The organism is Paenimyroides viscosum (genome assembly GCF_003858535.1).
Taxonomy (GTDB): Bacteria; Bacteroidota; Bacteroidia; order Flavobacteriales; family Flavobacteriaceae; genus Flavobacterium; species Flavobacterium viscosum.
In genome coordinates this window covers 185,571-206,306 of record NZ_RQTJ01000001.1, presented here as the reverse complement: position 1 = coordinate 206,306, position 20,736 = coordinate 185,571, and the positions used below count along the sequence as shown (strand labels likewise).

The following is a 20,736-nucleotide window of genomic DNA, read 5'->3' as shown; positions in this document are numbered from 1 at the left end:
AATTAAATAAAAGGAACAACTTTATAAGGATTAAAAGCGTTAATTCCGTCGATTATTTTTCCGCGATCATAGCAATCGTACCACTTTTTTGTATTACAATCAAAAAACGACAAAACGTTTGAATATATATTATTCAGTTTCCAATTAACTACGTATAATCCCGACTCTTCTGGTTGGCACTGCGGATATTGTTTCCATTGAACTAGTCTCATAATATATCTTTTATAATTAAAAATAATAGCTTAATCTTACCTTATTATTAGGTATTTAATAATTATAAGTGATTTTTATTATGCTTTAAAGGAATATACAATATAGCAACTTTTTAAATAGCATCAAAAATTTATATTACAAAAAAACACTCGGTTGAGTGCTTTTTAAATTGTAATGAGAAATACTTAGACTGTTATTTTCTGTAATGATAAAAAATACCTTTATCCCAAAGAGTGAATAAACTGGCTTTTAAATCTGCAGATTTCAACACGTTATTTGCCCAAGTATTGCATGAATAAAACAAACTGTATTTGCCTTTTGCTTCGTAAAAAACATCGTTTAAACCGTAATTTTGATCTGTTTCAACAAGCATTAACTTATTATTTTCCATATCAAACCTGTTCAATATATAGTTGCAAAGTCGCTGGTATTGTTCCTTATTTAGTTTAATTTCTATACAATCGTCACCTGTTTTTAGGCTATTATAATACGTAACGTGCATGGCAGATTCACTTAAACCAAAAGCCGCATTGAATGCAACCGATGCTTTTAAATCTTTCCATTCGGGTGTTTGTAAGTAAAAACCTTTATCGCCCCAACCAAAAGAAACCCATTGAGCCGATGTTTGTTTTCCAGGAGTTAAACTTGGATCTAAATAGGTACGCCAATCGTAAGCCTCGTTAAAATAAGGCACAACAATATCGGTATGTACGCCGTTTGTTAAAATGTAGATTGCTAAATTTTGATCTTTATATTGAGATTGATCTTTATTAACAGGAATGTACGCCGCACCAGTTGCCATAAGCAAATAAATGACCAAAAACCCTAGAACCAGCAATAAATATCCCACAATTTTCTTTAATGTTTTCAAATATATTTATGTTTTATGTTACAATGTACAAATAATTTGTTGACGGGGTTCTATTTATTTTGTTCGATATATTCCTGCTTAATTTTTATAAAAGATTTATTACTGTATAGCAATTGGTTTATAAAATAGTCTTTTAGCAAAGTATAGTTTATGTAAACTAAATGCTTTGCCCAAGAATTATTCTCTTGTATTTCATGAATTTTTTTTAAGATTTTAGCTGTATCAGCTGCCGATCGATACACAACATTTGCTTGTGTACCATTCTTTTTATGATTGTAAGAATAATTGTTATCACTTACTTTTTCAATAAAATACAAAGGCAAACCTTCCTCGTTATTATAAAAATGTTGCCAACTGCAATAGCCCCAATAATTTATTTGTTGTTTATGGTCGATATTTTCCAAACGCCAACGACAATTCCCTACTCTGCCCCAATGGTTTGAATATCTGTAAACTCCATCATTCGTAAAAAAATACTGACTGCCGTGTTTGCTTACATAGTGAGGTTTTATAAAACCAACTGGCTGTTCCGTTTTTTTAAAAACAGCAAAAGTATTTTTAAAGAAGTTAAATCGATTGTACATGTTAATATGAATAAGGTAAATGAGGAAATTGTGTAGATAATATTAAACTTGAAATTACTACAAAATAATACAAAATAAGATTAACAAGTAAGTACGTAATTTCTTTCCAATTAACCTTGTCTCTATTAATAGATTTTACTGCTTGGACAATAAGCATGATAACTGAAATAAAAACAGTTAGTACCGAAATAATAAAAATGAATTCAACTATTTCTTTATAAAATTTAAAAGAGGCATTAAAGCGTAAAAATAAAGCGTTCTGTATGGTAAATAAAACAATAAACATATACAAAAAAAGTTGATATTTATATATTTTTAAAGTGTTCATTTTATTTTACCTTTATATTTCAAAGTATCTTTTGTGATTATTATAGAATCGAAATACTGTTTATGTTCAAATTCTTGTAAAAAATCATCTGCATAATTTTTAAGTACATTTTGATTAGTTTGTAGTTGAGATTTATAATACCCGAAATCTTTCAATGTAAAATTATCTAATTTTGGAACTCTATCATTTCTAACATCAATAAAATACCATAAAGTATCTGAATTAGTGTCTGTTGAAAAATCTAAATCATATTTTTCATTCAACTTTAAAATCAATTCTTTGGTTTTGTCACTTGCTTTGTAAATTGGCGGTTTTCTTAATCCCCAAATAAAAGGATTTAGATACACAAACATTGGCAAAAGAATTATAATAACAAAAAATACAGTAAGAAGCTTCTTCATGATAATTGCTGTTAAAATAATTTCACATTAAAATTTAATTCGGTAATCAATACCAATTACGTGCTCATAATCAAAACCATTACCTGTTTTTCTAAAACTGTAAACAGAAGGATTATAACGTAAACCTACAAACATTACCGAAGTTAACTGATAGTTGAACAAGGTTGAGAAACCTAATGAACGATAATTTACATCGTAATTTCTCTTATTATCATCACTGGTAAATGTTGTTATTGGGTACTGATAAGTATAAGGCACTTTATAATCGTAATCTGTATAAACAAAAGAAACTCCATAACTAACTTCATAACGCTTCCATCTATGTCCCTTTCTTAAAGACATATCGTATTTAAAAGCCTTAATATCATACGACGACCACCACATGATATCAAACAAATTACCGCGAACCGATGTTTCTAAGCCAATAAATCGATCGTTTTTATAATAATAATCAAAACCTAAACCAAAACCTGCTCCGCCAACAGTATTGCTGAATGAGTTAATGTTTCCGTTTTTATTAGATAAACCGACTAAAAACAATGTTGGCGGTTGTATGTTAAACCTAAAACTTCCTTCGGTTGGATTTAAGCGTTTAAATTCCTTTTCCTGTCTTATTTTTCTATTTGCATCAGAAGCCAAATAATCCTTTTTGAATTTTTCGTGAATATGTTGCTTTTGCTCTCCATCTGCAATATGATGTTTAGCAAGATATTTATCGGCTCTAAATTCGTATATTTCTAAACTGTCTTTATCATTAAAAAAGATGTTTTTTCTGTATTTAAAACGTTTTTGATTTGTTAAATCAACCACATAACCTGCCCCTAAAGCAGGAGCGTTCAAAATGTTTCCCAAATAAAACAGCGGACTGTGTTTTGCTTTAAAAACGGTATCTATTTGTTTATTTTCAGACTGATACGTTATCTCCAACGGTTCTTTACTACGTGCAACGTAAATTTGAGCAGGTAGATTATAAATAGAATCATTCACAGTGACCCGTGCTTTATCTGCATTTGAAAACACATGTAATTTTTGTGTTTTGGTTGCAAAAATAGTACTGCAAGAAGTTAGCGTTAAAACCGTAAAAAGTAATAACAGCTTATAAAAGTGTTTCATGGTGTTTTTGATTTGCACCAAATGTAGAAAAAAAGATAATAAAAAAGCCGAATTTTAACATTCGGCTCTTAAAAACGGTTTAAACATTAAAACGGAAATGCATTACATCGCCGTCTTTAACAATATATTCTTTACCTTCAACACGTAGTTTTCCGGCTTCTTTTACTTTAGCTTCTGATCCGTAATTAACAAAATCTTGATAAGCGATAACTTCGGCACGAATAAAACCTTTTTCAAAATCAGTATGAATTACACCTGCTGCTTTTGGTGCGGTATCGCCAACTTTTATAGTCCAAGCGCGAACTTCTTTTACACCTGCTGTAAAATACGTTTGCAGATTTAGTAATTTATAAGCAGCACGAATCAACACAGCAGATCCTGGTTCTGTTAAGCCCATATCTTCTAAGAAAACCTGACGCTCTTCGTATGTTTCTAATTCGGTAATATCAGCTTCGGCACCAACAGATAATATAATTACTTCGGCATTTTCATCTTTCACTAATTCTTTAACTTTATCAACATAAACGTTTCCGTTAACTGCAGAATTTTCATCAACATTACAAACGTAAAGTACCGGTTTTGCAGTGATTAATTGAAAATCTTCTAACAATTCTTCCTCATCGTTATTTTGAGCTACAATTGTTCTAGCCGATTTTGCTTGTAACAATGCTTCGCGAATACGTTCTAACAAAGCTGCTTCTACTTGTGCATCTTTATTTCCTGTTTTAGCAGCTTTTTTTACTTTTTCTAAACGTTTTTCAACCGTTTCCAAGTCTTTTAACTGCAATTCGATATCAATGGTTTCTTTATCGCGAATAGGATCGACACTACCGTCAACATGCACAATATTATCATTGTCAAAACAACGCAAAACGTGAATAATAGCGTTACACTCGCGAATATTTCCTAAAAACTGGTTACCTAAACCTTCGCCTTTACTTGCACCTTTAACCAAACCTGCAATATCAACAATATCAACAGTAGCCATTTGCACGCGCTCTGGTTTAACCAATTCTTCTAATTTATTAATTCTAGGATCTGGTACGTTTACAACCCCAATATTTGGTTCGATTGTACAAAAAGGAAAGTTTGCACTTTGTGCTTTTGCGTTAGACAAACAGTTGAACAAAGTTGATTTTCCTACGTTTGGTAATCCTACAATACCTGCTTTCATATAATTGAGTTCTTTATATCGATTTTTAAAACGATGCAAATATATCGTTTTTAATTGGATTTTTAAGCTATATTAGCTTCTGTAGCTATAAGAAAATTTATTGCGCTATCAATACAATTTATCAGAACAAAATTGCTTAATTGCCACTCTGATTTAAAATAAAAAGTGAACTCAAGTCGAGTTCACTTTTACTATAATGTACTATTATTTTTACTTTTTGTATGCTTCAGCAGCCAATCGTATAATTCCATGTGGCGGTATAAATCTTCAACACTTCCGTGATTTCCACCTTTAACAACTTGCAATTCTATTTGCGCTTCTTTATTACATTTTTTAACTGCGTTTACAATTTTCTGCGATTCAGACAATGGTACAATAAAATCTTTATCGCCGTGAATTACTTTAATAGGAACCTGAGCCAGATTACATGCATCACCAACATCACCTCCACCACAAATCGAAATAGCTGCCGCTACTCTATTCGGATATTCACCAACATATTTCATTGTTCCGTATGATCCTAAACTCATTCCTGTAACATAAATTCTGTCCTCATCAATATTGTAAGTTTTAATCATGTAGCTTACAATTTCGTCCACTTTATTTGCATCCCAAGGTCCATATGGTAATTGTGGCGCAACCAAATAAGCAGGAATGTTTAAACCTTTTTCAACTCCTTTTAAAGCACCATATCGTTTCACACGATCTATATTTGTGCCCGATAAACTTTTACCATGCAGAAATACAATCAAAGGCATTTTTTCTTGAGCTTCGGTAGGTTTATTTAACCAAAAATTATATGTTGTTTGGTTTAAAATGGCTTTGGGTTGTGCGTATATATTAAAACTTGTTGCTAAAAATAATAGATAAAAAATGGTTTTCATTTGTAATTTTTAAGGACAAATATACTATATTTTATCCTAAACGAAATGATGTCATTGACAAGGATCCTCCTACATATTCATCATTAAAAATAGAAACATCGTCTTTATCGCTCATTAAAGCAAGTGCGTAAAGCATTGGATAATAATGATCTGGTGTAGGAATTGCTAACCTTGCCGCTTCGCCCAAATTTTGATATTCAATTAAATCTTTATGATCTTTTGAAAGTATTTTCTTTTTAAAAGTTTCATTTAAACTTTTAGCCCAATCAAAACCAAAACCGGGTTCTGCCATATTGTTCCAATCAATCATTCTTAGGTTATGTATCATGTTTCCGCTACCAATTATCATCACACCACGTTTACGTAAATTGTATAATTCTTTCGCTAAATTGTAATGATAGGCAGAAGGTTTATTATAATCGATACTTAACTGTAAAACAGGTACATTTGCGTCTGGAAACATGTGTCTAACCACAGTCCAAGTTCCATGATCTAATCCCCAATCATGATCTAAACCCACATTGGTTGATGTGATTAATTTTGCGGTTTCTTCGGCTAAAAACGGACTTCCTGGTGCGGGATATTGTACGTTAAACAATTCTTGTGGAAAACCACCAAAATCGTGAATTGTTTTCGGCTCGCCCATTGCGGTTACTAAAGTTCCGGTTGTTAACCAATGTGCAGAAACAACTAAAACAGCACAAGGCAAATCGATTGTTTTACCAATTTCTTGCCATTTTTTTGAAAATATATTTTGTTCAATTCCGTTCATTGGCGACCCGTGCCCAATAAAGAATACAGGTTGTAATTTTTCACGAACTTTAAATTGATCGGTATAGTTTTTTAAATTGTTCATTTTTCTACTTTTATCTTACACAAATTTCGATATAATTTACAATAATATCCTTAATTTAGATTAATTACTTAACTTAAAAAACGGTTTCTTACATGAAGTTTTTCATTACACTTATTGCTCTTGGTTTTTATAATTATATTGGCGCACAATCTTTTACTAATGAAATAACTATTTTACAAAATGGCACAACTAAAAATGTATCAAGTGAAAATGATTTTATTACCTTGAAGAAAGAACCTTTTAAAATTCAGTTTCAAAGTAAATTTCATCATACAAAAAAAGAAAACTTCAACGGATTAAAAGCAACTATTGTTATTAACGAAGATGATTTGCCTGTTATTGAGGAAGGAACAGCAATTAATTTAATTCCTTTTTTCGAAGAATTTTCAAGGATACCAACAGATGATGATGGATTTTATTCGGCTTTAGTAATTAATGAGTATGTACATCATTATTTATTTTATGAAAACGATGTGAATAAAAGTGTTGATTTGCTTTCGCAAAAAAATGAGGTTGGCTTATTAGAATGGACTATTAATAGATTTTATTTAGAAGGAAAAGAATTTCCTGTTCAGCAAATGAAACATAACAAACTTACCTTTATATTATTGAATGATTTTAATTCAAATAAGATAATTGATACAGATGAATTGCGAATTGTACGCATAAATTTTGAATAAATTTATTACGGAGCCAAACGCTCAATTTTCCAATCGTCATTTTCTAATAAGGTGTAACGAATACGATCGTGTAAACGGTTGGCACGCCCTTGCCAAAATTCAATAGAAACGGGTTTTACCAAAACACCGCCCCAATTTTCAGGCTTTGGTACTTCGGTGTTTTCATATTCTAATTCTAAATTTTTTAATTGTTCATCTAAAAATTCTCTGTTTGGAATAATGCTGCTTTGTGGCGAAACAACTGTTCCTAATTGACTGCCTTTTGGTCGCGAATGAAAATATCCTTCGGAATACGCTTCTGTTTGTTTTTCGGCAATTCCTTTAATGATCACTTGACGTTCAATTGATGGCCAAAAAAAAGATAAACATACCTGCGGATTTAGTAGCAAAGCTTTTCCTTTTTCAGAATCGTAATTGGTAACAAAAGTAAATCCGTATTCATCGTATTTTTTAAGTAACACCACACGTGCTTTTGGAAAACCGTCTAAACCAATTGTTGAAACAGTCATAGCGTTTACTTCGTCTACCCCACCAAATTCTTCGGTTTCGTAAAACCATTTTCTAAATTGCATCATTGGATTTTCATTAATCATTGATTCCAATAATTCACTTTTTTCGTACGATTTTCTATAATTACTTAAATCACTCATATTTTAAAATTTAAAAACCAAACCATCATCTGCTAAAAACGTAGGTTTAAAAACAGTATCAGCTTCTTGTTTAAACAAATTAATATCGGAATATCTGGTAGAATAATGTCCTAAAATTAAACTTTTAACATTGGCTTTCTTTGCAATTGTTGCGGCTTGTATTGCTGTTGAATGTCCGGTTGGAAGACACTTATTTTCATCTTGCTCTAAAAAAGTACTTTCGTGATACAGTACATCAACATTTTCAATCAAAGGTATTATTTCTTCGTTATAAATAGTATCCGAACAAAAAGCATAAGATTGTGTTGGCAATGGATCAAAAGTAACCGTTTCGTTTTTTATAACGGTACCATTTTCTTGTTTTAAATCGCTGCCTTGTTTCAGTTTGTTAAAATAGCAAACTTCAATATTATGCTCTTTCGCAGCATCGATATTTATTCTGCGTAACCCTTGTTTTTCCTTAAATAAAAAACCATTTGTGTACACACGATGCTTTAACGGAATGGTATAAACCGTAATTTTATCATCTTCAAAAATAAGTTCCGATTGTTTTGATTCTAACTCATGAAAAAACAAGTTGTATTTGGTGTACGATTTACTAAGTTTAATTTGTAATAAAATAATTTCTTTTATACCCTTTGGACCGTAAATATTTAGATCATTTGGTCTGTTTAAAAGTGAAAACGTAGATATTAAACCAATCAATCCAAAAAAATGATCACCGTGTAAGTGCGAAATAAAAATGTGATTTATTCGCGAGAATTTAATTTTATGCTTGCGTAATTGTACCTGCGTTCCTTCGCCACAATCTATTAAATACATTTGATTATTAATCTCTAATACCTGCGAAGTTGGGTTTGTAATAGTACGTGGAGTTGCCGAATAGCAACCTAAAATGCTTACCTTCATTTATAAAAAATTAATTAAAAACCAATGTCATTTAGTTGCAACAAGGTTTTATAGCTCATTTAAATACAAGCATTTTATTTTAATCAAATTTACCCGTTGGGTGTAATTCAAAATAAATAAAAAATCAACCACATAGACGCATAGAATTATAACTAATTGGTAAAGATGGGATAGAAAATAATACTTTTTTCACATAGTTTGCTATGTAAAAAGTAAAGAACGTCTATCATAATCTTTTAAAACATAAGAAAAACCTATGTTTTTATGTGGTGGAAATAATTACACCCAACGGGTTCAAATTTACAAAATTGTACAATACCGCACGTTTGAAATTTCATTATTAAATTAAAACAAAAATTATATATATTAATAAACCTTTTAAAATATATTATAGTATATTTGTAACCTATATTTTTTATATTATGAAATATGCCCTTATAAAAAACACTATTGATTTAGTAGAAGCTTTTGATAGTTCTAATGCTAATCAAAATTACAGTAACGATATTATTGGTTTTAAAAAATGGATAGCTGAAAATTATGCTGAAAATGCAAATGTTGCTGAAACTTATTGGGAAGGAAAAGAAAACGGACGAACTGCAGACAGTGCTATTAGTACTTTGTTGGTACACATGAACCGGTTTGCTAAAAATTATTCTAAAGCAGCTATTTCGGGTTCGGAATTTTCTACTCAAGAAGATTTTATTTATCTAATAAACCTGAAAGCATTTGGTGAAATGACTAAGATGGAATTAATTAAAAAAAATGTACATGAAAAACCCGTAGGAATCCTAATAATTAATAGGTTAATTACAAAAGGATGGGTTATTCAAGAAGAATCTAAAACAGACAAAAGAAGTAAAGTAATTGCCATTACAAATCAAGGATTACAGGTGTTAGAAAGCCAAATGGGAAAAATAAGAAAGGCAACTAATATGGTTACTGGAAACCTTACAGAGACCGAAAAAACAGAATTGATAAGGTTATTAAGTAAACTTAATGATTTTCATAAACCTATTTATGAAATGAATTTAGACCCCGAAAATTTGTTAGATATTAAAAACAATTAAAATTAAAGTGATTTTGTAACCAAAAATTCTTCACAATTCTAAAAAAATGAAAAAGAAAATAGCAATAATTGGTTCTGGTTTTTCGGGTTTATCTGCTGCAGCTTATGCCGCTAAAGAAGGTCATGAAGTACATGTTTTTGAACAACACGATAAGCCTGGTGGCAGAGCCAGACAATTTACTACCAATAATGGTTATGTTTTTGACATGGGACCAAGTTGGTATTGGATGCCTGATATTATTGAGAATTTCTTTAATGATTTTGGTTTTACAACTTCCGATTTTTATAAGCTAGTTTCTTTAAATCCGCAATTTGATATGATTTTTGCTAATGATGCTATTTCTATTCCAGAATCTTATCAAGAGCTTAAAAATCTTGCAGAAAATTTAGAGTCGGGTGCCGGTAAACAGCTCGATAAATTTATGCAGGCCGCAAAGTACAAATACCAAGTTGGGATGACCGATTTTGTTAACAAACCTTGTCATAGTTTCTTAGAATTTGTTTCGCCAACCATTGCAAAAAGTGCTTTAAAATTAGATTTACTTACTAATTTTAGAACGTATGTAGCTAAATACTTTACCAATGAAAAACTAAGGTCTTTAATGGAATTTCCTGTGATTTTTTTAGGTGCATCACCTGCAAAAATTCCAGCTATGTATAGCTTAATGAATTATGGCGGTTATGCTTTAGGTACACATTATCCTATGGGTGGTTTTTACCAGTTGGTTCTTGCAATGAAAGAAGTTGCCGAAGCACAAGGTTCGGTTTTTCATTTTAATAAAAAAATTGATAAAATAAATATCGATCAAAATTATATATCATCTGTAATTATAAACGGAAAAAGCGAACATTTTGATGCCGTTATAGCATCTTCAGATTATCATCATACCGAAACGCTTCTGCCACAACAATATAGAAATTATAGCGAACATTATTGGCGAAAAAAGACTTTTGCACCTTCTTGCCTTATTTATTATTTAGGTATTAAAGAGAAAATACCGGCGTTAAAGCACCATACGTTGTTTTTTGAAAACGATTTAGATCAACATATTAATTGTATTTATACCGATAAATCTTGGCCAAAAGATCCGTTGTTTTACGTTTGTTGTCCGTCTAAAACCGATGCGTCTGTAGCTCCAGAAAATTGTGAAAACCTTTTTTTATTATTACCTATTGCAACAGGTATTAATGACGATGAGTCTACACGAGAATTTTATCTTAAACACATGCTTTCTAGAATTGAAAAGCACACTGGTGCTCAAAACCTTTACGCTAAACTCGATTATAAAAAAAGCTATTGTGTATCCGATTTTAAGAACGATTATAATGCTTATGGTGGTAATGCCTACGGATTGGCTAACACATTAAACCAAACTGCAATACTTAAACCAAAAATTAGAAACAAAAAAGTAACAAATCTTTTTTATGCAGGACAGCTAACCGTACCAGGTCCGGGAGTTCCGCCGGCAATTATATCGGGTAAAATTGTTGCAAAAGAAGTTAATAACTTAAAATAAAAACTATGAAAAAACTTTTTGATGAACTAGCTTACGACGTAAGTAAAAAAACAACAGAAAAATACAGCACCAGCTTTTCACTTGGTATTTTAGCTTTAAAACCAAACATACGTCGTGGTGTTTACGCTATCTATGGATATGTACGATTAGCAGATGAAATTGTAGATAGTTTTCATGGTTATAACAAAGAAAATTTATTAAATAGATTAAAATTAGAAACTGCTACAGCTTTAGAAGAACGCATTTCTTTAAATCCAATTTTGCAATCTTTTCAAGAAACGGTTCATAAATATAATATCGACAGAAATTTAATTGACCAGTTTCTTCACAGTATGGCAATGGACCTTAAAAAGATTAATTATAATTCTGATTTATATAATGAATACATTCACGGTTCGGCAGAAGTTGTTGGCTTAATGTGTTTGCAAGTTTTTACAGAAGCAGATAAGAAAAAATATCAAGAATTAAAGCCGTATGCTATGAAATTAGGATCTGCCTTTCAGAAAATTAATTTTTTAAGAGATTTAAAAGATGATTTCCAAGAATTAGGTCGAACTTATTTTCCTAATGTGAATATGCTAGCTTTTAACGATCACATTAAATATCAAATTGAAAACGAAATTGAATTAGAGTTTAAAGAGGCATTAATAGGAATTAAAAAATTACCTAATTCTTCTAAGTTCGGTGTTTATCTGGCTTATAAATATTATTTATCACTTTTTTATAAAATTAAAAGTAAAGATTCAAACCAGATTCTTAACAGTAGAACTAGAATTCATAATTTGCAAAAAGCTTATGTAGCTTTTAAAAGCTATTTGCGTTACAAGGTTGCAATTTTGTAAACAACTCAGTAAAATTTAATTAATTTAAATATATATAATGAATTTACTCATAGTAATTATAACATTTACTTTAATGGAAGGCGCTACATGGCTTATACACAAATATGTAATGCATGGATTTTTATGGGTGTTACATAAAGATCATCACGATCATAGCAATACTGGTGATCTTGAAAGAAATGATTATTTTTTCGTCATTTTTGCTCTTCCCACTATAGCACTTATGTACTTTGGATCTTTAAAAGATTTTAATTTTTTATTCTATGTAGGTTTAGGAATTATGCTGTACGGCATTGCTTATTTTTTTATTCACGATATATTTATTCATCAACGCTTTAAAATATTCTCAAACACCAAAAATGCTTATTTTTTAGCCTTACGAAGAGCCCACAAACAACATCATAAACACTTGGGTAAAGAAAAAGGTGAATGTTTTGGATTTCTTCACGTGCCACATAAATATTTTAAAATGTTTTTAAATAAAAATTAAATGAAACCATACACTTATTTACTTGTACTATTTTTTACAATAATAATTTGCTTCATTGCTTCTTTTGATAACAGAATAAGGTTCTACAAGCATTTTATAACATTTTTTAAAGCTGCAGTTATAGTTGCAATACCTTTTATTTTATGGGATATATGGTTTACACAAATGGGCGTTTGGTGGTTTGATACTGATTATACCTTAGGTTTTACATTTGCTGGCTTACCTATAGAAGAATGGTTGTTTTTTATTTGTATACCTTTCTCTTGCGTATTTACATACTATTGTATTGATAAATTTTTTGAATTACAAAAACTACAAAGTTTTAATAACATTATTGTTTTTATAAGTGTTATTATTTGTGCAGTTGTTGCTTTATTACATTACGATAAAATATATACTTTATTAACAGCAATAGTTACTATATTAACCTTAATATTTCTACATTTTATTAAACGCATTTATTGGCTTGGTAAAGCAACTGCTATATATTCTTTTCTTATGTTGGGCTTTTTTGCAGTTAACGGCATTTTAACTGGAACCGGATTAGAATCACCAATTGTTAATTATAATCCAACACATTTTATGGGAATAAGAATGTTAACAATACCGGTAGAAGACGCTGTGTATGGTTACACGCAGTTTCTTTTAGTGCTGTACTTCTTTAAATTGTTTAAAGTTAAACAAAGCTAATTTTATTGAATATTGTTGTTGTTATTTATTTAGTTTTAAAAAAAATCAAATTTATAAGAATGGTTTTTTATAATTTTGCATTTACCAGAGATTAATATAACTGCTCATCTTAAATAGTTCAAAATGCACACTACAACTACCTATTTCACAGTATGTAAAAATTGTTTAGGAATTGGTAAAGTAAAGCAACGTATCAATACAAAAAAGAAAAAAACTACTACTGAAAATACTCCTTTAAAAAACTGTTTACACTGTAATGGTTCTGGTTTAATTGCTTCTTATGAAAAAATTTTAGAACCAAAGCTAGAATTTCCACATGTTTCTATTATCGGAGCCGGAATCGGCGGGGTTGCATTGGCTGTTGCATGTTATCATCGCGGAATTCCCTTCACAATTTATGAACGTGATCAAAATTTTGAAAGTCGAGCTCAAGGTTACGGTCTTACTTTACAACAAGCCAGCAAAGCACTTCAAGGTTTTGGAATTGATACTTTAGATAAAGGGATTGTATCAACCAAACACATAGTTCATACCGCAGATGGAACAATTGTTGGCGAATGGGGAATGCGAAAATGGTTACAAAATTCCTCGGCTAAAACTTCAAAATATACAAATATTCACATAAGCAGGCAACATTTGCGTTTACAGCTTATGAATCAATTACAAAGTAAAGAAACCATAAATTGGGGTCATAAATTAATAAATATCGAACAAAATAATGAACAAGAAGTTAAACTTAGCTTTTTAGTAAATAATGAATTAAAGATAACCACCACAAACCTAGTGGTTGGTGCAGACGGTATTCGAAGTTCGGTACGTAATTTATTGGTTGGCGAAAAAGTAGCTCCGCTAAAGTTTTTAGATTGTATGGTAATATTAGGGATTTGTAGTTTAAAATCTCTTAAAGATCATGAATTATTAGATAGAGAAACGGTGTTTCAAACAGCTAATGGCAAAGAACGAATTTATATGATGCCTTTTGATTCTGAATCAATTATGTGGCAGCTTAGTTTCTTAATTTCAGAAAAAGACGCTATTGATTTAAGCTTAAATGGTTCAGAAAAATTAAAAGAAGAAGCTTGTAAACGTTTAAACTGGCATGCTCCTATTCCTGATATTTTAAATGCAACTGCAGCACATCAAATTTCTGGTTATCCAGTGTACGATCGATCTATAATTTCTCCAGAACTTTTACAGAATTTAGGCAATGCTACATTAATTGGCGACGCCGCACACCCTATGAGTCCGTTTAAAGGTCAAGGTGCCAATCAGGCATTATTAGACGCTTTAGCTTTGGCACGTAAAATATACAGTAAACACAAATATTTAATGCTTAATAAAGAGCAAGGTTTAAGAAAATTAATACTTAATGATTTTGAAGCCGAAATGATTGATCGTACTAAGGTTAAGGTTAAAGATTCTGCCAATGCTGCAAAATTTTTACATACCGAAATTGCGTTACATGAAAGCGATCAACCACGTGGCAGTTTCTTTAAATCTCAAGATTTATAAATTCTTTTCCCCATTCAAATTCGTAAGCAACACATCGGTCATATAATCTACAAAAGGTCTGGATTTTTTGAAAACTTTTGCCGCTTCTTTATAAAAATCAGGACTTAAAACCTCTTTGTCGGTAAATTTATGAATCAATAAAAACTGTTTTTTCCTTAACAAAGCAATTCGTTCGTGGGTTTTATCGAAACCTTTTGGAGCTGTTTTAACTTCGTCGCCTTCTAAAGTTCCAAATGTAGCTTGTATGTCTTTGGAATTTAATATGGTTTCTAGTTCATCATCTAATTCGATTTCTTTTCTAATACGCAACAAATCTTCTTTATTCGGATCGAAAAATCCAACACCAATAAAAGATTTTCCAGGTTCTATATGAAGGTAATATCCACCACGAAAATCGGGTTGCGATCTGCTCATGAACATTGAAAAATGGTTTTTATATGGAGTTTTATCGGAAGAAAATCGAACATCGCGATAAATTCTATAAATCTTTAAAGGCTCTAAATGATCGCTTGATTTTAGTTCATTGTAAACAGCATTAAACAAACTACTTGCGGTTTCTTTAGCATCTTCAAAACTCTTTTTATTTTCGGTAAACCACTCGCGATTATTATTCTGTTGTAATTTATTTATATAATCTAAAACGTTCTGCATTACTTTTTTAATTTAAAGATACTATTAATTATTATCCTTTAAAACGTTTGAAACATATTTACCAATGTTTTCGGCAATTTTTGCTGTAGGTAAATCATCGGTTCCACCGTTAAAAGGATCTTCAATTTCTTCGGCAATCAATTCTATACTCAACAAAACATAGAAAATAATCATTACCAGCGGCACAATAAAATAGCCTGTTGTAAACACATAACCAATTGGCAATGTAAGAACATACACAAAGATAAATTTCTTTATAAAAACGGCATAAGCAATAGGAATCGGTGTGTTTTTGATACGTTCACAAGCTCCGGCAACATCTAACAAACCATTTAAATTTTGATCTAAAATTAATTTATCTTGCGGAGAAATAATCTTGTCTTTTTCCAGTTTTTGCAAGGCTACATACATTTTACCAACAACTTTTGTGGGTGGATGCTGTGCTTTTAAAGATTCATCGTATTCGGGATGCTCTTCTTCATCAAGCATATATTTTGTTGATTCACTTGTTAAATGGGTATGTAAAACCTTTGCAAACAGTTTAATTTTATTGCTAAAATAGATGCGTGTAACTTTATCTTCTTCAGGAATTAATGCATTTAGTTTTATTGCAAGGTTGCGAGAATCGTTTACCAGTTTTCCCCACATTTTTCGACCTTCCCACCAACGATCATAAGCTGTATTTGTTCGAAAAACCAATAATAACGACAATACAAAACCAATTACTGTATGCAATATCGATGTGTTTTTTAAGGCTGAATTCTGTGAAAGATTAAAATAATCGAGTTCTAAATAAGCAACCAACCAAGACAGCAAACCCATAAAAAGAATTGCTGGCCATAATTTACGAACGGTGTCTGATTTATGAATCTTAAAAATAAATCCTAACCAATCTTTTGCGTTATATACTATCATACGTTATCTTTTACCTAATTCTATAACTTCTAAATTTTCAATCTTATCTTTATCTATTTTAAACCGAAGCATTGTTCTCATTTGATGAAATCCGTAAATACCTGCTGCACCAGGATTTAAATCTAAACAATTAAACTGTTTATCGAACTGAACTTTTAAAATATGCGAATGTCCGCAAATGAAAATATCGGGTTTGTACAACGCAAATCCTTCTTTAATTCTTGCTGGATATTTCCCAGGATAACCGCCAATATGCGTAATCCATACCTTTTTATTTTCGCACATAAAAACAGCATCTAACGGAAATTCTTTTCGTGCTTCCGCATCATCAATATTGCCGTAAACAGCCTGTAAAGGTTTAATTTTTTTAAGCGCATCGGTTACTTTTAAATCGCCAATATCGCCCGCATGCCACACTTCATCTGCTTGTTCTGCATAATGCAAAATTCGATCGTCGATGTAACTGTGGGTGTCAGACAATAACAAAATTTTCTTCATTACTTTTTTTGCTTGGTTGTATAAAATAAAATCATTTCTTCGATTGCATTGCTGCAAACCGGACAAAAATCTTCGGTATTGTTAATTTTCATTCTACAAGTTAAAGTAGGAATGTACAATCCGTTGCCTTTTAATCCTTCAAAAGCACCAATTTCAACATCTTTCTGCATTGATGCATCTGTGGGAATAGGAGTTTCGGCTTTCAATAAATTCTTCCATTTAGATTCAAAATCAACCAACGACGTAATATTTTTCTCCCAAGGTTCAATACTTAAAGTTGCTTTGTTTTCAAAAACATCTTCCGCATAAAAATATTCATCAGCCAAACCTGCAAAACTATGTCCGAATTCATGAACAACAACCGGCGCAAATTCCTTATTTTTAGTTGTAGTTAAACTGTACGAATTCAAAATACCGCCACCACCGTAAAAATCGGTATTTGCCAAAATAATAATGTGCTGATACGGAATATTCTCCAATTGCGTATGCAGTAATTTGGTATGCAATGTTGTTAAGTATCGATTTGAATAAAAAGTATCGAAGTTTGACCCAACTGCCGTATTCAGCCAGATATCTTTAGAGGGAATGCTTATACCCGATTGTTTTGAAACCGTTTTTACAGCAACTATTTCAAAATAATCCTGATATTTTTTAAACACTTTATGATTAAACAGATTTTCAACTGTTTTATGCGCATATTCCATGAAAAGATCTAATTCGTTTTCGGCATATCCTTCGGCAACCAACGCAATCTTTATCGGATTTTTTACTTTAGAATGATGAACAACTTCAAACGGATTTTGAACATCTGTAACTTTTCTAATTAAAATATCTTTTGGATCGATAAATTGCTGAGATAATACTCTTTCTTGTTTATCAGCTGTAAAAAACGAAACATCAACACGAATTGGTTCTTTTGGAAAAGGAATCAAAAAAGAATTCTCAAAACTCTTAAACTGATTTTTTGCATCTTCCAACGTTAACCATTCCTGAAACAAACTTCCAAAGGGCAAAACGTAAATCAGTTTATCATTTGCAGTGCTGTAAACCTTTATTTGTCCGTTACCTTGAATGGGTGTAACCGAAAGATTATCAACACGTCCGTGCCATTTACTTAACTGAATCATTTCACTTAAATAAATATTCTGCTGCTTGGCATTTCCTGCAAAAATATAATCTAACCGAAGCGTTTTATCAGTAAAATAATCATTGAAATTCTGTGCGCTTGCAATAAAGCTGATCAGTATAAAAATAAGGGATAGAAATTTTTTCATAAAATATTGTTTCTGCAAAAATATTTAGTTTTTTGTTAATACACGCATTCCGCTAAATTAAAGTATATTTGTATGTTTAAATTTTTAATAATTGAGGTACTTTATTCAGTTTGCATATAACGGCACAAATTATCATGGTTGGCAGTTGCAACCCGAAGCTATAAGTGTACAAGAAGTTTTAACCAAAGCTGTAAATGTGCTGTTTAGAGATGATTTTGAACTAGTTGCCGCAGGTAGAACAGACGCCGGTGTACATGCAAAATTAATGTATGCGCATTTTGATACTGATGTTGTTTTTGACAAACAATTAATGGTTCATAAATTAAATTCGTTTTTACCTGAAGATATTACCGTTTTTAACTTTTTTAAAGTTGCTAAGGAAGCACATGCGCGTTTTGATGCTGTTTCAAGATCGTACGAATATCACATAAACACATTCAAAAACAGCTTTTTAAAAGACTTAAGTTACTATCAGTTTAGAAATTTAGATATTGATAAAATGAACGAAGCAGCCAAAATTCTTTTAGAATACGAAGATTTTGAATGTTTCAGCAAAACACATACCGACGTTTTCACCTTTAACTGCAACATAACCACAGCTTATTGGCAAAAAAATGGTTCACAGTTAATTTTTCATATTTCGGCAAATCGTTTTTTACGCAATATGGTTCGTGCAATTGTTGGTACCATGCTGAATGTTGGAATGGGAAAAATTTCGGTAAACGATGTTCATGAAATCATAAAAAGCAAAAATCGCGGCAAGGCAGGTTTTTCTGTTCCGGCACACGGTTTATATTTAACACAAGTAGAATATCCTTATATAAATGACACCAAATAAAACGTCTACATTAAAAAAAGTAATGCAATATGCGCAGCCCTACAAAGACAAAATGTTCTGGGTAGTGCTTACGGTTATTACCCTTGCTGTTTTTGGAGCAATTCGCCCTTACATGGTTAAAAATGTAGTGGATGTTTATATTGCAAAAGCAGATTTAGGCGGATTAAGTATTTACGTGGCTTTAATGGCTTTGGTACTTATTTTAGAAGTTTCGTCGCAGTTTTTCTTTACCTACATTGCAAGCTGGCTGGGACAAAATATCATAAAAGACATTCGTACCAACCTGTTTGATAAAATGCTTAAATTTAGATTGAGCTATTTTGACAACGAGCCTGTGGGTAAATTGATTACCCGAAATGTATCAGATATTGAGAACATTGCAAGCATATTTAGTCAAGGATTATTCATGATTGTTGGCGATGTGCTAAAAATGTTGGTTGTTTTGGGAATTATGACGTGGATGAACTGGAAACTGACCATTATTGTAATTGTTGCCATGCCGGTTTTACTGTATGCTACTCGAATTTTTCAGAAACACATGAAAGTTGCTTTTGAAGAAGTTCGTTTGCAGGTTGCCAATTTAAACACCTTTATTCAGGAACGATTGACTGGAATGAAAATCGTTCAATTGTTTAATCGTGAGCAGATTGAATATGAAAACTTTAAAAAAATCAACCAGAAACATAACGATGCGTGGCAGAAAAACATTCTGTACAACTCGATCTTCTTCCCTATTGCCGATATTGTTTCGGCGGTTACATTAGGTTGTGTGATTATTTATGGCGGATTTACCATTGTTCAGGGCGATAATTTAACCACAACCGGAGATTTATTTGGTTATACCATGATGATTTCGATGTTGTTTAACCCGTTGCGACAAATTGCCGATAAATTTAATGTGATGCAGATGGGAATTGTGGCTGCGGATCGAGTTTTTGAAATTTTAGATCGTGATGATTTAATTCAGGAGGAAGGAAAAATCACAGCTCCCGATTTTAAAGGTGCCATTGATTTTAAGAATGTCGATTTTAGTTACAGCAACGGCAAAAAAGTTATAAACAGTATCAATCTGAACATTAAGGCAGGACAAACAGTTGCTTTTGTTGGCGCATCTGGAGCTGGGAAATCAACCATTGCCAATCTTTTAAGTCGATTTTACGATATTGAATCAGGCGAAATTTTGATTGATGGAATGAACATCAACGATTTCACTTTAAACAGTTTACGAGATCAAATTGCCGTGGTTTTACAAGATGTTTTCCTTTTTTCAGATTCCATCTTAAACAACATTATTTTAGATAATTCAAACATTACGAAAGAAGAAGTTATAACAGCGGCAAAAGAAATCGGTATTAACGATTTTATAGAGAAACTTCCGGGCGGATACGATTATAACGTAAAAGAACGCGGAGTGATGCTTTCATCAGGTCAACGTCAGTTAATTGCCTTTTTACGTGCATATATGAGCAATCCGAGTATTTTAATTTTAGACGAAGCTACTTCGTCTATCGATACCTATTCAGAAGAATTATTGCAGAAAGCGGTTGAAATTATTACGAAAGACAGAACATCAATCATTATTGCACACCGTTTGGCAACTATTGTAAATGCCGATTTAATTGTGGTAATGGATCATGGTAGAATTGTTGAAACCGGCACACACGCTCAGTTGTTAACAAAAGAGAGCGGCGCATACAAAAATCTGTACGAATCGCAGTATGCAAGTGTATCAGCCAATTAACAAATTAATTTGCTTATAAAAGTTTTTAAAAAAATT

At 31.4% G+C, this 20,736-nt stretch carries 23 protein-coding genes; 9 read left to right on the top strand and 14 right to left on the bottom strand.

Features of this window, described 5'->3' with window-relative positions:
- Positions 1-2: 2 nt before the first annotated feature.
- From EG242_RS01000 to ygiD, 8 genes are all read right to left on the bottom strand, one after another.
- Positions 3-212, bottom strand: a complete 210-nt coding sequence (locus tag EG242_RS01000; protein WP_124898058.1) for a hypothetical protein — start codon at positions 210-212, stop codon at positions 3-5.
- Between the two features lie 194 nt (positions 213-406).
- Positions 407-1,084 (bottom strand): TIGR02117 family protein, encoded by a 678-nt coding sequence (locus EG242_RS00995; protein WP_235831839.1) that lies wholly within the window; start codon positions 1,082-1,084, stop codon positions 407-409.
- A gap of 50 nt (positions 1,085-1,134) precedes the next feature.
- Entirely contained in the window at positions 1,135-1,668 is a 534-nt protein-coding gene (locus EG242_RS00990; RefSeq protein WP_124898057.1) for a hypothetical protein, read from the bottom strand.
- Between the two features lie 324 nt (positions 1,669-1,992).
- Complete coding sequence (locus tag EG242_RS00985; protein ID WP_124898056.1) at positions 1,993-2,397, bottom strand: hypothetical protein; 405 nt, start codon at positions 2,395-2,397, stop codon at positions 1,993-1,995.
- 27 nt (positions 2,398-2,424) lie between these two features.
- A complete protein-coding gene (locus EG242_RS00980; RefSeq protein ID WP_124898055.1) occupies positions 2,425-3,510 on the bottom strand; it encodes a hypothetical protein in 1,086 nt (361 codons plus the stop codon).
- A 79-nt stretch (positions 3,511-3,589) separates the two neighbouring features.
- The gene (gene ychF / locus EG242_RS00975) at positions 3,590-4,684 is read right to left on the bottom strand and encodes a redox-regulated ATPase YchF (RefSeq protein ID WP_124898054.1); all 1,095 of its coding nucleotides are present in this window, start codon (positions 4,682-4,684) and stop codon (positions 3,590-3,592) included.
- Between the two features lie 191 nt (positions 4,685-4,875).
- Positions 4,876-5,568 carry a carboxylesterase family protein gene (locus EG242_RS00970; RefSeq protein WP_124898053.1) on the bottom strand — a complete coding sequence of 231 codons (693 nt, stop codon included), beginning with the start codon at positions 5,566-5,568 and terminating at the stop codon, positions 4,876-4,878.
- Positions 5,569-5,599: 31 nt separating this feature from the next.
- Positions 5,600-6,424 (bottom strand): 4,5-DOPA-extradiol-dioxygenase, encoded by an 825-nt coding sequence (gene ygiD / locus EG242_RS00965; protein ID WP_124898052.1) that lies wholly within the window; start codon positions 6,422-6,424, stop codon positions 5,600-5,602.
- A 92-nt stretch (positions 6,425-6,516) separates the two neighbouring features.
- Between ygiD and EG242_RS00960 the strand changes: the two genes are divergently transcribed.
- On the top strand, positions 6,517-7,104 hold the full coding sequence (locus EG242_RS00960; RefSeq protein ID WP_124898051.1) for a hypothetical protein: 588 nt from the start codon (positions 6,517-6,519) through the stop codon (positions 7,102-7,104).
- Between the two features lie 5 nt (positions 7,105-7,109).
- Here EG242_RS00960 and pdxH read toward each other — a convergent pair whose 3' ends face one another.
- Together pdxH and EG242_RS00950 are read right to left on the bottom strand one after the other, a co-directional pair.
- Positions 7,110-7,754 carry a pyridoxamine 5'-phosphate oxidase gene (gene pdxH / locus EG242_RS00955; RefSeq protein WP_124898050.1) on the bottom strand — a complete coding sequence of 215 codons (645 nt, stop codon included), beginning with the start codon at positions 7,752-7,754 and terminating at the stop codon, positions 7,110-7,112.
- A 3-nt stretch (positions 7,755-7,757) separates the two neighbouring features.
- Complete coding sequence (locus tag EG242_RS00950; RefSeq protein ID WP_124898049.1) at positions 7,758-8,663, bottom strand: ribonuclease Z; 906 nt, start codon at positions 8,661-8,663, stop codon at positions 7,758-7,760.
- Positions 8,664-9,085: 422 nt separating this feature from the next.
- Here EG242_RS00950 and EG242_RS00945 point away from each other — a divergent pair, with 422 nt between their 5' ends.
- The 6 genes from EG242_RS00945 to EG242_RS00920 all read left to right on the top strand — a co-directional run bounded on the left by EG242_RS00945 (position 9,086) and on the right by EG242_RS00920 (position 14,783).
- Positions 9,086-9,733: a MarR family winged helix-turn-helix transcriptional regulator gene (locus EG242_RS00945; RefSeq protein WP_124898048.1), complete on the top strand. Its 648-nt coding sequence runs from the start codon at positions 9,086-9,088 to the stop codon at positions 9,731-9,733.
- Between the two features lie 46 nt (positions 9,734-9,779).
- Positions 9,780-11,249, top strand: coding sequence for a phytoene desaturase family protein (locus EG242_RS00940; RefSeq protein WP_124898047.1), 1,470 nt, complete (start codon positions 9,780-9,782; stop codon positions 11,247-11,249).
- Between the two features lie 5 nt (positions 11,250-11,254).
- Complete coding sequence (locus tag EG242_RS00935) at positions 11,255-12,091, top strand: phytoene/squalene synthase family protein (protein ID WP_124898046.1); 837 nt, start codon at positions 11,255-11,257, stop codon at positions 12,089-12,091.
- A 37-nt stretch (positions 12,092-12,128) separates the two neighbouring features.
- Positions 12,129-12,581, top strand: a complete 453-nt coding sequence (locus EG242_RS00930; RefSeq protein ID WP_124898045.1) for a sterol desaturase family protein — start codon at positions 12,129-12,131, stop codon at positions 12,579-12,581.
- Entirely contained in the window at positions 12,582-13,271 is a 690-nt protein-coding gene (locus EG242_RS00925) for a lycopene cyclase domain-containing protein (protein WP_124898044.1), read from the top strand. It abuts the gene before it with no gap.
- 123 nt (positions 13,272-13,394) lie between these two features.
- Entirely contained in the window at positions 13,395-14,783 is a 1,389-nt protein-coding gene (locus tag EG242_RS00920) for an FAD-dependent oxidoreductase (protein ID WP_124898043.1), read from the top strand.
- On the opposite strand, the gene EG242_RS00915 is transcribed toward EG242_RS00920, so the two are convergent.
- From EG242_RS00915 to EG242_RS00900, 4 genes are read right to left on the bottom strand one after another with little or no spacing between them, the layout of a single operon-like run.
- Entirely contained in the window at positions 14,778-15,434 is a 657-nt protein-coding gene (locus EG242_RS00915) for a DUF2461 domain-containing protein (RefSeq protein WP_124898042.1), read from the bottom strand. The genes EG242_RS00920 and EG242_RS00915 overlap by 6 nt on opposite strands.
- A gap of 24 nt (positions 15,435-15,458) precedes the next feature.
- Positions 15,459-16,349 carry a bestrophin family protein gene (locus EG242_RS00910; protein WP_124898041.1) on the bottom strand — a complete coding sequence of 297 codons (891 nt, stop codon included), beginning with the start codon at positions 16,347-16,349 and terminating at the stop codon, positions 15,459-15,461.
- Between the two features lie 3 nt (positions 16,350-16,352).
- Entirely contained in the window at positions 16,353-16,847 is a 495-nt protein-coding gene (locus EG242_RS00905; RefSeq protein ID WP_124898040.1) for a metallophosphoesterase family protein, read from the bottom strand.
- The gene (locus tag EG242_RS00900) at positions 16,847-18,121 is read right to left on the bottom strand and encodes a M64 family metallopeptidase (protein ID WP_124898039.1); all 1,275 of its coding nucleotides are present in this window, start codon (positions 18,119-18,121) and stop codon (positions 16,847-16,849) included. The genes EG242_RS00905 and EG242_RS00900 overlap by 1 nt, the downstream gene beginning before the upstream one ends.
- Positions 18,122-18,212: 91 nt before the next feature.
- On the opposite strand from EG242_RS00900, the gene truA reads away from it, so the two are divergent.
- Complete coding sequence (truA, locus tag EG242_RS00895; RefSeq protein ID WP_124898038.1) at positions 18,213-18,959, top strand: tRNA pseudouridine(38-40) synthase TruA; 747 nt, start codon at positions 18,213-18,215, stop codon at positions 18,957-18,959.
- A complete protein-coding gene (locus tag EG242_RS00890; RefSeq protein WP_124898037.1) occupies positions 18,946-20,700 on the top strand; it encodes an ABC transporter ATP-binding protein in 1,755 nt (584 codons plus the stop codon). The genes truA and EG242_RS00890 overlap by 14 nt, the downstream gene beginning before the upstream one ends.
- Positions 20,701-20,736 lie beyond the last annotated feature (36 nt).

Coding starts and splice junctions, on each gene's coding strand:
- EG242_RS00915 (WP_124898042.1), bottom strand. CDS start 15,434: ATGCAGAACGTTTTAGATTATATAAATAAATTACAACAGAATAATAAT.
- EG242_RS00950 (WP_124898049.1), bottom strand. CDS start 8,663: ATGAAGGTAAGCATTTTAGGTTGCTATTCGGCAACTCCACGTACTATT.
- EG242_RS00970 (WP_124898053.1), bottom strand. CDS start 5,568: ATGAAAACCATTTTTTATCTATTATTTTTAGCAACAAGTTTTAATATA.
- ygiD (WP_124898052.1), bottom strand. CDS start 6,424: ATGAACAATTTAAAAAACTATACCGATCAATTTAAAGTTCGTGAAAAA.
- pdxH (WP_124898050.1), bottom strand. CDS start 7,754: ATGAGTGATTTAAGTAATTATAGAAAATCGTACGAAAAAAGTGAATTA.
- EG242_RS00925 (WP_124898044.1), top strand. CDS start 12,582: ATGAAACCATACACTTATTTACTTGTACTATTTTTTACAATAATAATT.
- EG242_RS00960 (WP_124898051.1), top strand. CDS start 6,517: ATGAAGTTTTTCATTACACTTATTGCTCTTGGTTTTTATAATTATATT.
- EG242_RS00910 (WP_124898041.1), bottom strand. CDS start 16,349: ATGATAGTATATAACGCAAAAGATTGGTTAGGATTTATTTTTAAGATT.
- EG242_RS00980 (WP_124898055.1), bottom strand. CDS start 3,510: ATGAAACACTTTTATAAGCTGTTATTACTTTTTACGGTTTTAACGCTA.
- EG242_RS01000 (WP_124898058.1), bottom strand. CDS start 212: ATGAGACTAGTTCAATGGAAACAATATCCGCAGTGCCAACCAGAAGAG.
- EG242_RS00945 (WP_124898048.1), top strand. CDS start 9,086: ATGAAATATGCCCTTATAAAAAACACTATTGATTTAGTAGAAGCTTTT.
- EG242_RS00900 (WP_124898039.1), bottom strand. CDS start 18,121: ATGAAAAAATTTCTATCCCTTATTTTTATACTGATCAGCTTTATTGCA.
- EG242_RS00890 (WP_124898037.1), top strand. CDS start 18,946: ATGACACCAAATAAAACGTCTACATTAAAAAAAGTAATGCAATATGCG.
- EG242_RS00990 (WP_124898057.1), bottom strand. CDS start 1,668: ATGTACAATCGATTTAACTTCTTTAAAAATACTTTTGCTGTTTTTAAA.
- EG242_RS00920 (WP_124898043.1), top strand. CDS start 13,395: ATGCACACTACAACTACCTATTTCACAGTATGTAAAAATTGTTTAGGA.
- EG242_RS00905 (WP_124898040.1), bottom strand. CDS start 16,847: ATGAAGAAAATTTTGTTATTGTCTGACACCCACAGTTACATCGACGAT.
- ychF (WP_124898054.1), bottom strand. CDS start 4,684: ATGAAAGCAGGTATTGTAGGATTACCAAACGTAGGAAAATCAACTTTG.
- EG242_RS00930 (WP_124898045.1), top strand. CDS start 12,129: ATGAATTTACTCATAGTAATTATAACATTTACTTTAATGGAAGGCGCT.
- EG242_RS00940 (WP_124898047.1), top strand. CDS start 9,780: ATGAAAAAGAAAATAGCAATAATTGGTTCTGGTTTTTCGGGTTTATCT.
- EG242_RS00935 (WP_124898046.1), top strand. CDS start 11,255: ATGAAAAAACTTTTTGATGAACTAGCTTACGACGTAAGTAAAAAAACA.
- EG242_RS00985 (WP_124898056.1), bottom strand. CDS start 2,397: ATGAAGAAGCTTCTTACTGTATTTTTTGTTATTATAATTCTTTTGCCA.